The 14,229-nt window shown below is 36.2% G+C and carries 12 protein-coding genes and 2 other annotated features; of the genes, 4 read left to right on the forward strand and 8 right to left on the reverse strand.

Features of this window, described 5'->3' with window-relative positions:
* Positions 1-121 precede the first annotated feature (121 nt).
* A complete protein-coding gene (locus PSR12_RS21895; RefSeq protein ID WP_274770514.1) occupies positions 122-559 on the forward strand; it encodes an Rrf2 family transcriptional regulator in 438 nt (145 codons plus the stop codon).
* Positions 560-607: 48 nt separating this feature from the next.
* Here the strand turns inward: PSR12_RS21895 and PSR12_RS21900 are convergent, their stop codons facing one another.
* The 4 genes from PSR12_RS21900 to PSR12_RS21915 all read right to left on the reverse strand — a co-directional run bounded on the left by PSR12_RS21900 (position 608) and on the right by PSR12_RS21915 (position 4,056).
* Positions 608-1,588 carry a GNAT family N-acetyltransferase gene (locus tag PSR12_RS21900; protein ID WP_257520706.1) on the reverse strand — a complete coding sequence of 327 codons (981 nt, stop codon included), beginning with the start codon at positions 1,586-1,588 and terminating at the stop codon, positions 608-610.
* Between the two features lie 177 nt (positions 1,589-1,765).
* Entirely contained in the window at positions 1,766-2,884 is a 1,119-nt protein-coding gene (locus PSR12_RS21905) for a DUF4179 domain-containing protein (protein WP_257520707.1), read from the reverse strand.
* Positions 2,856-3,446 (reverse strand): RNA polymerase sigma factor, encoded by a 591-nt coding sequence (locus tag PSR12_RS21910; protein ID WP_257520708.1) that lies wholly within the window; start codon positions 3,444-3,446, stop codon positions 2,856-2,858. The genes PSR12_RS21905 and PSR12_RS21910 overlap by 29 nt, the downstream gene beginning before the upstream one ends.
* Positions 3,447-3,561: 115 nt before the next feature.
* Positions 3,562-4,056: a DUF1648 domain-containing protein gene (locus PSR12_RS21915; RefSeq protein WP_274770515.1), complete on the reverse strand. Its 495-nt coding sequence runs from the start codon at positions 4,054-4,056 to the stop codon at positions 3,562-3,564.
* A gap of 311 nt (positions 4,057-4,367) precedes the next feature.
* Here PSR12_RS21915 and PSR12_RS21920 point away from each other — a divergent pair, with 311 nt between their 5' ends.
* Positions 4,368-6,062 (forward strand): methyl-accepting chemotaxis protein, encoded by a 1,695-nt coding sequence (locus PSR12_RS21920; RefSeq protein WP_257520710.1) that lies wholly within the window; start codon positions 4,368-4,370, stop codon positions 6,060-6,062.
* A gap of 262 nt (positions 6,063-6,324) precedes the next feature.
* Positions 6,325-6,563: a binding site (T-box leader), on the forward strand.
* Between the two features lie 92 nt (positions 6,564-6,655).
* A complete protein-coding gene (locus PSR12_RS21925; protein WP_274770516.1) occupies positions 6,656-8,227 on the forward strand; it encodes a 2-isopropylmalate synthase in 1,572 nt (523 codons plus the stop codon).
* A gap of 50 nt (positions 8,228-8,277) precedes the next feature.
* On the opposite strand, the gene metG is transcribed toward PSR12_RS21925, so the two are convergent.
* The 4 genes from metG to rsgA all read right to left on the reverse strand — a co-directional run bounded on the left by metG (position 8,278) and on the right by rsgA (position 12,492).
* Complete coding sequence (metG, locus tag PSR12_RS21930) at positions 8,278-9,912, reverse strand: methionine--tRNA ligase (RefSeq protein ID WP_274770517.1); 1,635 nt, start codon at positions 9,910-9,912, stop codon at positions 8,278-8,280.
* A 55-nt stretch (positions 9,913-9,967) separates the two neighbouring features.
* Positions 9,968-10,228 (reverse strand) — a binding site (T-box leader).
* A gap of 87 nt (positions 10,229-10,315) precedes the next feature.
* Positions 10,316-10,963, reverse strand: a complete 648-nt coding sequence (locus PSR12_RS21935) for an HAD hydrolase-like protein (protein WP_257520712.1) — start codon at positions 10,961-10,963, stop codon at positions 10,316-10,318.
* Between the two features lie 15 nt (positions 10,964-10,978).
* On the reverse strand, positions 10,979-11,404 hold the full coding sequence (gene fosM, locus PSR12_RS21940; RefSeq protein ID WP_274770518.1) for a FosM family fosfomycin resistance protein: 426 nt from the start codon (positions 11,402-11,404) through the stop codon (positions 10,979-10,981).
* Positions 11,405-11,421: 17 nt separating this feature from the next.
* Positions 11,422-12,492 carry a ribosome small subunit-dependent GTPase A gene (gene rsgA, locus PSR12_RS21945; RefSeq protein ID WP_274770519.1) on the reverse strand — a complete coding sequence of 357 codons (1,071 nt, stop codon included), beginning with the start codon at positions 12,490-12,492 and terminating at the stop codon, positions 11,422-11,424.
* Between the two features lie 805 nt (positions 12,493-13,297).
* On the opposite strand from rsgA, the gene PSR12_RS21950 reads away from it, so the two are divergent.
* Positions 13,298-14,227, forward strand: coding sequence for a polyprenyl synthetase family protein (locus PSR12_RS21950; protein WP_221681566.1), 930 nt, complete (start codon positions 13,298-13,300; stop codon positions 14,225-14,227).
* Positions 14,228-14,229 lie beyond the last annotated feature (2 nt).

Raw genomic sequence — 14,229 nt, forward strand, 5'->3', positions numbered from 1 at the left:
CTTTAACAAAATAGACATATTTGATGTATTATAAATACATCTTTAAAAATAGGTTGAAGATATTATACTTCAATGTAAAAATGCTATAATTATTATGAATTATAGAAAGTAGGGTGTTCGGATGCGCTTAACTTTATACACGGACTACTCTCTGCGCACGCTTATTTATTTAGGCGCAAAGGAAGATGGTCAATTATCAACTATTCAAGAGATCTCAGATGCTTATAATATATCGAAAAACCATTTAATGAAGGTGACACACCAGCTTGGATTATTAGGTTACATTGAAACAATTCGTGGACGCGGCGGGGGTATTCGCCTTGCTATCGATCCAAAAACCATTACCATCGGTGAAATTATTCGTCATACAGAAGAGGATTTTCATCTTGTAGAATGTTTCGATAAAGAGAATAACCTATGTAAAATAGCTCCAGAATGTCAACTAAAAGGTGTACTGTATGAAGCTTTGCAAGCCTATTTGAACGTGTTAGATCAATACACCTTGGACGATTTCCTTCATTCTAAGGAAAAATTAATGGCGCTACTGCTCGGTAAATAAAAATACCCGCTCAACATTTGTTGAACGGGTATTTTTTTATGAAGTTGCTTATAATTGTTTTGTAAAGAAAATCATATCCAATGCACGAATACCATTTTCATAAATTGGTTCTGGGTAATGACTGAAGAAATCCTTTTCAATAGCCTCCATGCGAAAGCCTGCTTTTTGATAAAAAGCGATATTATCAATACTTGAGTTCGCCGTTCCAACCAACACTACCTGATAGCCTTCCTTACGGCATTTTTCAGTAAGTTGTCGTAATATCTCTTTGCCTATTCCCTTCCCTTGGTACTTGGTTTCAATAGCAATATTCTTCAATTCAATTGTAGTGTCAGATTGAGGAATGACTAATGCCACTCCCACTAGCAGTTCTCCACAATTAATTTTATATAATGTACCCTTATCTAAATATTTTCGAACCGCCACTTCACTTTCATCCGCTAATAAAAGCTGAGGTAAAAAAGCTTCTCGGTTCCCTTCTACCTTTTCTAGGGATGTTCGATAACGGACATAATCTTCTCGTTCAAAAACATTTAACACACATGGTTGCTTTTCCTTCACTTCTAACCACGAATGCTCCTCAGGATAATCCTTTTCCACTCCTAATCGAACAAAAGGTAGCTTTTCTTGTGCTTTCTGCGAACGGATATTAACCTTTCGGGCTCCTGCAAATACACGTGATAATCCCAGTTCAAAAAACGCAATATCTAAAATAGCCGTTTTTGCTTCAAGATTATAGCCCTTCCCCCAAAATTGATAGCCAAGCCAAGAGCCGATATGACAGCTCTTTTTATGACGATCGATAAACATTAATGATGTCACACCAATGACTTGCCCCTCCTCATCTAAAATCACACGAGGGACGGTCTTACCTTCTTCTTCATCTATACGTTCACGCTTAATAAAATGAATTGTGTCTTCTACCTTGCCAGCAGGTAAGCCTAGGGCATCTCGAACCTGTGGCATAGAAGACAACGCATGCATAGCCTCAGCATACTTCACATCATGCCTTACTAACGTTACTGCCATCTTCTATTCCCCTTTATTTCTTAGGATTGAAAACTTATTCTTTATATATACTCCATATACTATAGATTATTCAAAAGCCTTGTTTTGCTAGTATAACTGAATATCCATCTACTTTATATAAATATAGAAAAATAAAAATTGAGAAAGTGAGCTTTTACTACACTTTCTCAATTATTTTTATGGTTGAACTGGTATAGTGATCTCTAATTCAGGTATATATCGAATTTTTGGATAACCGTTTTTATCCAATTGAAACATACCTTTTTCGTTTTCCTTGAAAAGATGGATATAGGGTTTTAAGGTTATTGTTTTTGGAACAGATTCAAAAGGAGTGTATCGAAGATCATCAAGATGAATGTTTCCATTGGTAGCGTTCCAACCGTTTCCTCCAATTACTTCAATTTCACGACCATACTCATCAATAATATCTATCCCCATTGTTAGTAGTGTTAAATTACCAGTGAACGTTGAATTATCAGTTAAAACCATTCGTGTTGTGATACTTGTTGTAACTGGTGTTAGCTTGACCTTTTCAAGAGTCAGATGAATATTGTCATATTGTCGACTTATATTTGGTGCTAAAGCTACATAGTCTTTCACTTTATTTTTCACAGGAATATCAATTTCAATGGGGTCTTCTATACCTCTGACAAAAGCTTGAATGGTTAAATCAAATTGCTCTGGGAAAGGCTGCCCTCCCTGATTTCTCAGATCGGAAAATTCAATAATGGCAGAAGCATTATCTTTACCAGAGTACATAAAAGGACTAATAGAATTGGACTCACTCGGAGCAAAAGAATTAATAGGCTCATCATTTATAAACAAATTATAATTACTGATACAATCCATTAAAGCTTCTTTCTCATCTTCTTTATAGGGGCGTTCAATAGCAATTGAAACACGTGTACCGTCATATGCTACTTCCGATACACTTAATGTAAACCCCTCCTGTGTCATACTTGCCTGTGGTTTTGTAGAAAGTCCTTTTTCATCAGCCATCTGCAACCCCAAATCACCAGCGAGACGGAAAATTGAGGATAGTACAGGCACTTGTTTAAACGTTGCAGCCATTGTTGGTGAAATAAATGGTGTAATAACTAGTAGGCAAGCTAGCATAGCTGTTGCAAAAGCAACTTTATAGTGCCATTTCTTCTGGTACTTTACTATTTGTGGCTGCTCGTTACGTTCATATTTACTGATTACACGATCAACCAAATCAACTTCTACAGGTGTTTCACGAATTAGCTGCTCTATTTGTGTCATTTCTTTATCCTTCTGCTTTAAATGAATGCTCATAAAATCCACCTCCTAACTTATTTTCCTTTATTATTTTTTTCCGTAATCGTTCATACTTTTTTCTTACTGTAGCTGCTTTCAAATCCATAATGGCAGCAATTTCTTCAAAGCTATACTCTTCAATAGAACGAAGTAATAAAATCCTTTTTTCATCTACACATAAGTTTTCCAGTAGCCTATGTATCATTTCATCATATTCAGGCATTGGTGTCTGTGTCTGCTTCACCTGTTCTTGCTTCATATTTAGCCAAAATTTATAGCCCTTATTTTTTGCTTTTATGACATCAATACAATGATGATGAGCAATTTTATAAAGCCAAGCTGATAAGGAGACCGTATAAGAAAATTTATGAATATTTTCTAATCCCTTAATAAAAATATCTTGCGAAGCATCCTCCGCCTCCTCTTTAGTTCCTAGCATATAGTAACAATAAATATAAATTTGCTTTTGAAAACAACAAATGATTTCTGCATAGGCACGCGTGTCCCCTGATTGAACTTGCTCCACAATTGATTCAATATCTATATCAGCTCGCTCTTTTGATGGATCTCGTGTAGTCAAAGTTGCCCCCCCTTTCCAATCTATATAACTGAAATTAATAGAAGTTTGTGACAAACTATAAAAATTTTTTCACAAAAATAAAACGCTTAAGAGTATCCTAAGCGTTTGAGTCTCACTATTTTATTTTGTAGCTTGTTATAAACCCTTTAATGATTGGGATCAATACACCTATCAATACAATGGGTAGGAACCACCAGCCTAATGAATTTACCTCACCAAGACCAATACGAACCATCTGAATCGATATAAAAGCAAATAAAATGATACAGATATTTTTCACTTCATTTAGTATTTTTCTGCTATTCAAATAAAATGCTTTTACATTACTTTCATTTAAACGTGACGGATAATTATGCATATGAGGTACTTTTTCTAGCAGGCCCATTAGCATCCATAAAAATAAACCGATGAATGGAAGAATGAATAATTCTATTTTTGCGCCCCAGCGATCAACCTCACCCATCCCATTGAAGTGACCAGGTATTTCATCAGGCAACTTACCCCATGCCAATATAATATAAAAGATGGATAAAATAAATATACTACCACCAATATAGTCCCATATCTTTTCTGATCTTGTTTTAGGTAACTTTAAAATTGGCCTATACATTTTCTCCACCCCTGTTTTTTTCCTTTACTACATCTACGTTATGACTACTAGTAAAGTTTCAAAATTTATGAAAATTGACTTAATATTCAATCTGAACCATTAATTATCCCTATTATTAGTAGCATTATAGCGATAAAATCTACTTTTTTTATTACTTCATATATAATTAATACCCATTTTCAAACTACTAATTACTGTAGAAATACTCATAATACTTTGTAAAATTCATATAATCTGATATAAATGATATATATACATATTTCATTATTTTGTAACATTTCTACTAATTACTGAGAAAGGATATTTCAACTATGCGATTTACTATCTACAAGAAATTATTACTCGGTTTTTTTATAGTTATTTTGGTACTCGTTACAACAATCGGCTTAAATATAAAACAGCTTGATTCTGTAAATGAGACCTATCGTACATTACTGGAGGAACAAACTACTAAATCTATAAGTATTCAGGAATTACGGGTGATTGCAAAACAGGAAATTGTCAGCATGCGAGGCTACTTACTACTTGGAGACAAACAAAACTTTCAAAGTAATCAAGCCTCACGCGAGGAATTTAAACAAAAATCAGAAGAATTAATGGCTACTTTAGATTCAGAGAAATCAATTAAGATGCTTGAAGCTATTAATAAAAGTGAGCAAAATGTTCAACAATTTGCAGATCGTATGTTTGAGTTAAAAGCTGCTGGAGAAACAGAGAAGTACGAAAAATTGGATAGTACTCAAGGACGCTTAATTATTAAACAATTCGATGAACGTGTTGAAAACCTTTCTAATTATCAAAATGAATATGTAGAAGGTAAAATGGCTGCTACATCCAATCAAATTCAAGACATCAAGCTCCAAATGATGCTTCTTGGAGTCTTTGCTGTTGTCATAAGTCTGATAATTGCTATGGTGGTTGGTAGTCTAATGTCTCGTCCAATTAACGGTATGGCTAAGGCTGCGAAAAAAATAGCTGAGGGTGACTTAACAGCTGAACAAATTCGTATAAAAAATCGTGATGAAGTGGGTGATTTAGCGCTTGCGTTTAATCAAATGGCTACAAATTTAAAGGATTTAATTACAAATGTACGCCAAAATACTGTACAAGTAAGTGGCTCTGCTGCTGAGTTAACAGCTAGTGCAGAGCAAACTATACAGGCTACAGAACAAATCACTTCTTCTATTCAAGAGGTTGCTAGTGGCTCAGAGGCTCAAGGGAAAAACGCAACTGAAAGCTCAGAAGCAATGAAAAACATGACAAAGGGTATACAACAATTAGCTTCTACTACTGCTGCTGTTTCTGAACTGGCAATCGAGACAAATTCAGAGGCTAAGAAAGGAAATGATTCTTTACATCGTGTTATCTCTCAGATGACAACAATCAACACGGCTGTTTTAGAGTCAGCAAGTGTTGTTAAAAACCTAGACGGGCATTCCATTGAAATTGGCAATATCATTGGTATTATTACTGATATTGCAGAACAAACAAATTTATTAGCACTTAATGCTGCAATTGAAGCAGCCCGTGCAGGCGATCATGGACGCGGCTTTGCAGTCGTTGCAGATGAAGTGAAAAAGTTAGCAGAGCAATCAAAAAAATCCGCTGAGCAAATCGCTACCTTGATTTCTGAAATACAGCAGGATACAAACCGTGCTGTAACGGTGATGGATACTGGAACTCAAGAGGTTCAAATTGGTATGCAAGTAGTAAAGGTAGCAGAAGAAGGTTTCTCTAAGATTGTTGAGCTGATTGAGCAAGTATCCATGCAAATCCAAGAAGCAACGACTGTTTCAGAGGAGATGTCCTCTAGTGCAGAGCAAATTTATGCTTCCTTTGATGAAATTGCAACTATTGCCCAAATGTCCTCATCTAATTTACAAAATGTTGCATCTGCTTCCGAGGAACAATTAGCTACTATCGAAGAAGTAGCAGCTTCAGCAGCAACACTTTCAAATATGGCAGAAGAACTTCATACGCAAGTCTCGCGTTTTAAGCTAGAATAAAAGACTGCTCGTTTTCTTTAGGTTTATAGAAAACGAGCAGTTTCTTCATACAAAAAAATATCATGATTTTCCAACCTATCATATGTTAACTCCCCTAACCATTTACTCACGGGAAATATATATTTTTTAGTGCCTCCATCAACATTTCACTAAATATCAAATATTTAATAAGGTAGTTAATACTTAAGACAGAATTAAATAAATTTTTAGAATATTATTGACAGGAAGTTAATATCCAAGTAATATTGCTTTCAACAACACATTGCAGGCCAAGATTGGAAATAGTAAAAGTGGTTGTGTACTTGTAGAGAGCCGATGGTTGGTGTAAATCGGTAGGCACACATTTTGAACTCGTCCATGAGCTACTCCCTGAACTTTTCAGTAAGGGATGTCGGTTTCCCCCGTTAACAGGATAGACAGTGATAGCTGTCGATAAGGGGACTTTTTCTATATAGAGAAGGTCAATTAGAGTGGTACCGCGAGCATAAACTCGTCTCTATTTTTTACATAGAGACGGGTTTTTTTATTTTTTAATGACTTATTGGCCTAAGTGTAGATTTTAGATACTAATCACTAAAAAGGAGTGTTTGAAAATGGGAAGAAAAATTTGGGTGTTTGATACAACTTTACGTGATGGCGAACAGGTGCCTGGAGCAAAGCTAAATCTTTACGAAAAAGTAGAGATCGCACAGCAGCTGAAAAAATTGGGTGTCGATATTATAGAGGCTGGATTCCCCGCTTCCTCTCAAGGTGATTTTGATGCCGTCAAAGCTGTAGCTGAAAAGGTTGGCAATACAAACGACATTATGATTACAGCATTAGCACGTGCTGTAAAGGCTGACATTGATGCTGTCTATAACGCTGTGAAATATGCTCAAAACCCGATGATTCACATGGTACTTGGCACATCTGATATTCATGTAGAGAAAAAATTCAGCAAGTCAAAAGATCAAATTTTACAAATTGGCGTGGATGCTGTGAAATACGCTAAAACATTATTGCCGCAAGTTCAGTATTCCACAGAGGATGCCTCTCGTTCAGACTTTGAATATCTTTGGAAAACAATTGAAGCTGTTATGAGAGCTGGCGCAACGATGATTAACGTTCCTGATACGGTAGGCTTTGCAGAGCCAGAGGAATTTGGCGAAATGATTTTTAAATTAAACGACCGTATGAAAAACTTAGATGATAGCGTTCTTTTAAGTGTTCATTGTCACAACGATCTTGGAATGGCAACGGCTAATACGCTAGCCGCAATTAAAAATGGTGCAGATAAGGTAGAATGTACAATCAATGGTATCGGTGAACGTGCAGGTAATGCTGCATTAGAAGAAGTTGTCATGGCACTTAAAACTCGTGGCTCCGTCTACAATGCAGAAACACGTATTAATACAAAAGAAATTATGAATACTTCACGTCTTGTTTCTAGCTTTATGGGCTTAGATGTACAGGTCAATAAAGCCATTACAGGAGATAATGCATTTGCCCATTCTTCTGGTATTCACCAAGATGGTTTGTTAAAATCGCGTGATGCTTATGAAATCGTCCATCCTGAGGATGTAGGTCTTGATGATATGGAGCTAGTACTAACAGCTCGCTCTGGTCGCCATGCAGTGAAAAATGCTCTTGAAAAATTAGGGTTTACTAATCTTTCAACAGAGGAATTTGAAGGTATTTTTGAAGGGTTCTTAAAGCTAGCCGATGCAAAGAAAGAAGTATATGATCACGACTTATATGTTATTGTTGAAAGCTATTATGAAAAACATGATGCCAATAATAAAAATGCTACACATTATAGTGAGCAATTCTTTGATTTTGATGATCTACAAGTCGTCAGCAATACAAGCTTCCCTTCTGCAAGTGTTAAGGTTCGTAAAGGCGGTGAAGTATTTAAAGCTAGTGCAGTAGGCTCTGGCCCAATTGATGCCCTCTATTCAGCCATTGCAAAAATTACAAATATGGATGTAAAACTAGTGGAATATAATATCAATAGTGTTTCACGAGGCAAAGAGGCTTTAGGTAAAGTAAAAATTACGATTGAGCATGAAGGCGAAAAGTATATTGCAAAAGCAGCAGATACTGATATTCTTAAGGCAAGTGCATTAGCCTATATTAATGCGATCAATAGCATTGTAGTGACAAAATTAACACCTGTTATGAATTAAATGAAACTAGCAAAGCAGTATGGCTCTTCCGCCATACTGCTTTTTCAATCCTAGTGACTATCCCTAACTAGTTTTTGATATTCCTCATCGATTCGTTCGATATCCAGACGTTCAAATAATGGTGTCACCTCTTGAATGACTTTAGGCAGATCTACTTGCTCATGCCACATCATTTCATTTATACCTAACATATTTCTTACTTTCTTTGCTGAAAACGGTAAGAAAGGATGCAGCAGCTGTCCTAAATTCCCAATGATATAGACGCAAGTTGCTAATGTACGATTACCTGCCTCTACGTTTTCTTTTACCTGTAGCCATGGCTGTTGTTCATCAAAATAACGATTAGCTCCGCGAATATACTCAAAAATGGACTCTAATGCCTGTTTGAAATGACCACCTTCAATAAGAACGCCCGCTTCATTAAACAATTGTACAGTTTGTTTTCGAATGTCGCTGTCCACCTCCGCTTGTGGCACCTGACAAGCAAATGATTTCTCAATAAACTTCAAAGTACGGTTTACAAAATTACCATAGGCTCCGAGTAGTTCACCATTATGGCTATAAATAAATTCCCGCCATGAAAAATCAGTATCACGATTTTCTGGCGCATTCATCGTTAAGAAGTAACGAATAGAGTCCGCATCATAACGACTTAAAATATAAGGAACCCATACAGCCCAATTCTGGCTAGTAGATAATTTGCGCTTTTCTAATGTTAAATACTCATTGGATACAATATGGGTAGGTAATGCCTTAGATCCAATTCCCATTAAAATGGCTGGCCATATAACTGTATGGAATGGAATATTATCCTTCCCATGTACATAGTATGAAATGGTCTCTTCATTCCATAAATCTTCAATGGCTATTTGATGCTCTTTTGCCCATTCCAAGCTTGCTGTTAAGTACCCTGCTACAGCTTCTATCCATACATATATTTTTTTCCCTTCAAAACCTGGCACTGGAACATCTATGCCATTCGGTAAATCTCTTGTTACTGCTCGGTCGGGAACTCCCTCTGCCAAGTATCGCTCCGTTAACCCTAAAGCATTGTCACGCCAACGTTTCTCGACTTTCGCTTGTGCTAAATAAGACTCCAACCTTCCTTGAAATTGACTAAAGGTAAAATAAAAGTGCTCAGTTTCCCGAATAACAGGTTCGTTCCCACAAATTTTGCAGCGCTTATCAATTAAATCTAGTGGGTCTAAAATTTCTGAGCAGTTATCACATTGATCTCCCCTTGCTTTCGCTCCACAATTTGGACAAAGTCCCTCGACAAATCGATCTGGTAGGAATTGTTTATCCGTCTCACAGTAAGCCTGTTCAATTTTCTTTTTGTATAAAAAATTGTTGGCCAGTAGCTGTAAGAAAAGGGCCTTAACAGATTCATGGTGGTGCTCCGCATCCGTTCTTGTGTACAAATCATAGGTAAATCCTAAATCATGAAAGCATCTAGTAAACTCATCATGATAGTGATTAGCTATAGCCTCTGTCGTTGTATTCTCTTGTGCGGCACGTATAGAAATGGGTGTACCATTACAATCACTGCCTGATACATATAAAACCTGCTCGCCTTTTTGTCGGTAATATCTAGCCAAAATATCACCTGGTAATAATGCGGCAACATGCCCTAAATGCAAAGAGCCATTTGCATACGGCCAAGCGCCTCCAATAACAATCGTCATTCTAAATGCTCCCCTCACAGAAAAAATAGTAAAAAAAACCGTCCTAATCAAATCTGATTAGGACGAGTATACCCGTGTTACCACCTATATTTACAAATAGCTCACACTATTTGCCTCTCTCAGTACGTCTTCACACAAAAAAGAGATACTGCTGCTGTTGTAACGAGTGCCCATCTCGTCGTAATCTACTGGCTAAAAAGCTTTCGGTACGAAGCTCAAAGGTCATTTTCAACAGGGTTCATTTACCTCATTTCCACCAACAGAGGCTCTCTACAAAATGCTAATCCAATTTACTTTTCCTTTTCAATGCTTTTTCTATAGGATTGGCATTATTTTACGCCTTCTTGTGAAGAAATGCAATGATTGTTGTAAAAGCGTCCTTTTTTTGATTCATTTTCTTGAGTTAATCTAATGTAACCTTTAGCAACTCAGTTAAATCATCAATTACTATATCTGCTTTTTCTAACTCCTTGTCTTGTGCAAAGTCAAAGCGTACACCTATTGATAGTAATTGATTGTCCTGTGCAGCTTGGATATCCGAAGACCGATCTCCTACCACTGCCCCGTAATCAATTTTATTTTCATCTACAACTCTTTTGACCAGGTCTGATTTATGCCCACTTGCAATGGCTTGAATGCTATAGATTCCCTTTATAAAACGCTCCAACTGATAGGTTTCGACGATTGCTTGTAAATAGTCAACCTGTCCATTACTCGCTATGTATAACGGATAATTCTCTGACAATGTTGCAAGGGTTTGTTCAGCGTTTGGATACAAAGCACCTTTATGTCCACGTATTTGCTCAATCAGCTTTACATGGAATAATACATTGCTCTCTTCTCGTATCTCTACCGCATGCATAGGACATAATGTTTCCCACACAACTGGTAAAGGAACCCCCATTATTTCTCTATATTTTTCTATAGGTGTTTCTCCCTGCCACAAGCCGTTTGTCCGCAGCACATCAAATGTTGCATCGAGCGCAGGCTCTAAAATAAGATTGGTTTGAAATAATGTTCCGTCCATATCAAAAATAAACGCTTTATTCATAAAATCTCTCCTTAATTAGTTATCAAAAAACGCCATATGCTGCTTTTCTTGCTTATAATAATCCAAACGATCCTGCAAAGTTCCTGTATGAAATTCAAATTTATGACCATCAGGATCTGTAAAGTAAATCGATTTTTTATCCTTTTCATCTCTTTGCCGACCCGCTAAAATATTGACCTTTAGCTGCACCAATCTGTCATACATCTTATCAAAGTCATCCTCAGCGATTGTGAAGGCAATGTGTGTATAGGAATGATGGATGTCATTACGGGGTATATCCTTTTCTACATTAAGAGCTAGCCACAGCCCATTTACATCAAAATAGGCTGTGCTGTTCCCCTTTACTAGCAACTTGGCATCAAATACTCTTTCATAAAAAGTGATGGATTCCTCTAAATTAGAAACTGAAAACAATAAATGATTGATGTTTCGAATTGTCATGGCTGTGCTCCTATTGATTATTTCTTCCCCTTTTTCATTCCCTTGGCTATTTGCTTCCACTTACGCTGCTCCTCAAGTTTTGCTTGCGTATTTGTTTTGCGCTCCATATAAGCCAATTCTCTTTGCAGCTTAAAATAGCTTTGTAGACGATATTGGTCCAAGTCCCCATCTACTATAGCTTGCTGGACAGCACAATAAGGCTCTTTTTGATGTGTACAATCACGATAACGACAAGCCGTTGCTAGTTCCTCAATATCTTGAAAGCTAGAAGCTAAACTATCCCCTTGATCCCACAATTGAAGCTCACGCATCCCTGGCGTATCAATTAGACAGCCGCCAGCAGGCAATGCTACTAGCTCTCGATGGGTTGTTGTATGTCGTCCCTTGGCATCATCCTCACGTATACCCGCTACTTTCATCAGTATCTCACCACATAAAGCATTTGTTAATGTGGATTTCCCTGCTCCAGAAGACCCCAATAATGCCCCCGTGACCCCTTCTGTGAATAGCGTTTGAATTTCCTTTAGACCTTCGCCTGAAAGAGCACTCGTTACAAAGATATCCACACCAAAGGCTACAGACTCCACTTCTTGTACTAAGCTCGAAACATCCTCGCATAAATCAGCTTTTGTCAGGACAATAATGGGCTTTGCACCTGAATCCCAAGCAGCCACTAAATATCTCTCTAAACGTCGAATATTAAAAGCAGCATTCAAGCTCATAACAAGTAACACAATATCGACATTTGATGCGACAATCTGTTCTTGAATTTCCGTTCCTGCAACTTTACGTGAAAATACAGATTTTCGTTGGAATAGCTGATGAATAATTGCTCGTTCCTCACCGGGCATTTTCTCCACTAGCACCCAATCACCAACTGCTGGATAGTCCTCCCTCGCTAAAGACGTATACGCATAATGACCAGCAATTGTCGCAAGCCACTCTCCCTCTTCAGCTAACACCCGATAAGAATGCTTATGCTCTAAAGTAACCCTTGCAGGCACACAATTTTTTAATTTAGCCTGTTTTTTCATTTCTATCATTTGCTCTTCAAAATATGTTGTAAAACCTAATATTGTTAAATTCAATTTATTTTCCTCCTAAACGTATGATGCCTCAGCGAAAATAGTTGCCATCCGCAAGAGGCCCTATCGCAATTCACCTTTTGGAACTACGATAAAAAAACCTTGTAGCTGCAATTCGGCAGTTACAAGGTTTCACAGGCACGTTTAAAAGATACACAAATACCCCGAGTTATGGCACGGCGTCACTTTGTATATTTTAGGCGTGTGAAATTGAACAAACCGAATTGCAGTTCGCTAATTACAGATCTATTCATCATGTCACATCACCTACTTTCCATTTAGTTGTTATCAATATAGCTAAATTTTCAGAAATTGTCAATTACAAGATTTCTTTTCAAAGGATCCATCACCATAACGTCATTAGGATTATTACCACTCCGACAGTCACTTTTCTGAGAGCGACCGATTAATTTCCTTCTGCAATAGGAATTCGTCGCAAAGGCATCACTCAATACTGGAATATATGCTTTTAGATTTTAGAACTCTTTCCTCTAATTATCTCACTTCAGGGTGATTCCAAAGGAGTCGTCAATCCTCCACTCCTATCATTTTCAATTAATGATGAAACTTAAAAAAGGAAATCCTTTTTTCAATAATCTAAAAAGGAATTACTAAATAAAAAGAAACTATTACAAATGTGTTATCGTAAAAAAATTATTAAAGAGGATTTGTAAAGACCTATCTAATATTTAAAACATCTTAACTATTTATAAAAAACCATGCTATACTGTAATATACTTACATAATTACTAATTTTGTAAAAAATACATTCCATTACTTACAGACATTTTAAAAGAAAGGAGAAAAAATGAACACTACTTCCCAACAAGAAATTATGGATTGTGCATATAATTGGATTATTGAGTCTTTTTTCAACCAGCAATTACAAGATACTGCAATTAAGTATATACAATTTAAATTTAAACAACCTTTAAGTTTCTCAAAATTAACTGAAATACACTACAATATTTTTAGAAACGTACATAATAAAAGCGAATTAACAGAAATCCAAACTATTGTAGAACTTATACTTTTATCTGCCGATATTTTGGATGATATTCAGGATAATGATGCCCTATGTAATCCTTGGAGTAATAAACCCCTTAGTTATAATTTAAATATTCTACTAGGGTATTTATTTATAGCTCTCCAAAGAATACATTATATCAATTGTTCCAGTGATGTAAAAAAATTCTTTAACATCTTTATTTACCCATTAATGCTTGATGCAATTAATGGGCAGCACACTGATTTAATTAATGACACTATTACTGAACAAGAGTATTTTGACATGACTGCATTGAAATCAGGATCTCTCATCTTGTTAGCAAATTTACTTGGTGCCGGAAATGTATGTCCATCAACATTTGAAAAAATAAAAGAATACTCCTATTATCTCGGAGTTATTGCACAAATAAGAAATGATGTAAATGATTTATCTTATTCGATACATAAAAATGATATCAAAGATAAAAAGAAGACACTTCCTATTTTATATTATCTACATATACAAGATCCAAAATTTTCATCAATAAAGGAATATTATAACAATAATAAATCTTTTGAGGAATTGCTTGATAGTGAACTTCAAGAATTACTACTTTGTATTATGAATGGTGGTGCAATAACATATTGTCATGTTGTTGAGCAAATATACCTTAAGAAGTTTAAGGATTGTATATCTTCTTTAGATATCTCAAATAAACACAAAAATTTACTACTTAACATTAAAGTTTAGTC

Origin of the sequence: Lysinibacillus sp. G01H (genome assembly GCF_028872195.1) — a bacterium.
GTDB lineage: Bacteria > Bacillota > Bacilli > Bacillales_A > Planococcaceae > Lysinibacillus > Lysinibacillus capsici.

Excerpts from the sequence above, each read along its gene's own strand:
- PSR12_RS21895 (WP_274770514.1), top strand. The coding sequence starts at position 122 with ATGCGCTTAACTTTATACACGGACTACTCTCTGCGCACGCTTATTTAT.
- PSR12_RS21900 (WP_257520706.1), bottom strand. The coding sequence starts at position 1,588 with ATGGCAGTAACGTTAGTAAGGCATGATGTGAAGTATGCTGAGGCTATG.
- PSR12_RS21905 (WP_257520707.1), bottom strand. The coding sequence starts at position 2,884 with ATGAGCATTCATTTAAAGCAGAAGGATAAAGAAATGACACAAATAGAG.
- PSR12_RS21915 (WP_274770515.1), bottom strand. The coding sequence starts at position 4,056 with ATGTATAGGCCAATTTTAAAGTTACCTAAAACAAGATCAGAAAAGATA.
- PSR12_RS21920 (WP_257520710.1), top strand. The coding sequence starts at position 4,368 with ATGCGATTTACTATCTACAAGAAATTATTACTCGGTTTTTTTATAGTT.
- PSR12_RS21925 (WP_274770516.1), top strand. The coding sequence starts at position 6,656 with ATGGGAAGAAAAATTTGGGTGTTTGATACAACTTTACGTGATGGCGAA.
- metG (WP_274770517.1), bottom strand. The coding sequence starts at position 9,912 with ATGACGATTGTTATTGGAGGCGCTTGGCCGTATGCAAATGGCTCTTTG.
- PSR12_RS21935 (WP_257520712.1), bottom strand. The coding sequence starts at position 10,963 with ATGAATAAAGCGTTTATTTTTGATATGGACGGAACATTATTTCAAACC.
- fosM (WP_274770518.1), bottom strand. The coding sequence starts at position 11,404 with ATGACAATTCGAAACATCAATCATTTATTGTTTTCAGTTTCTAATTTA.
- PSR12_RS21950 (WP_221681566.1), top strand. The coding sequence starts at position 13,298 with ATGAACACTACTTCCCAACAAGAAATTATGGATTGTGCATATAATTGG.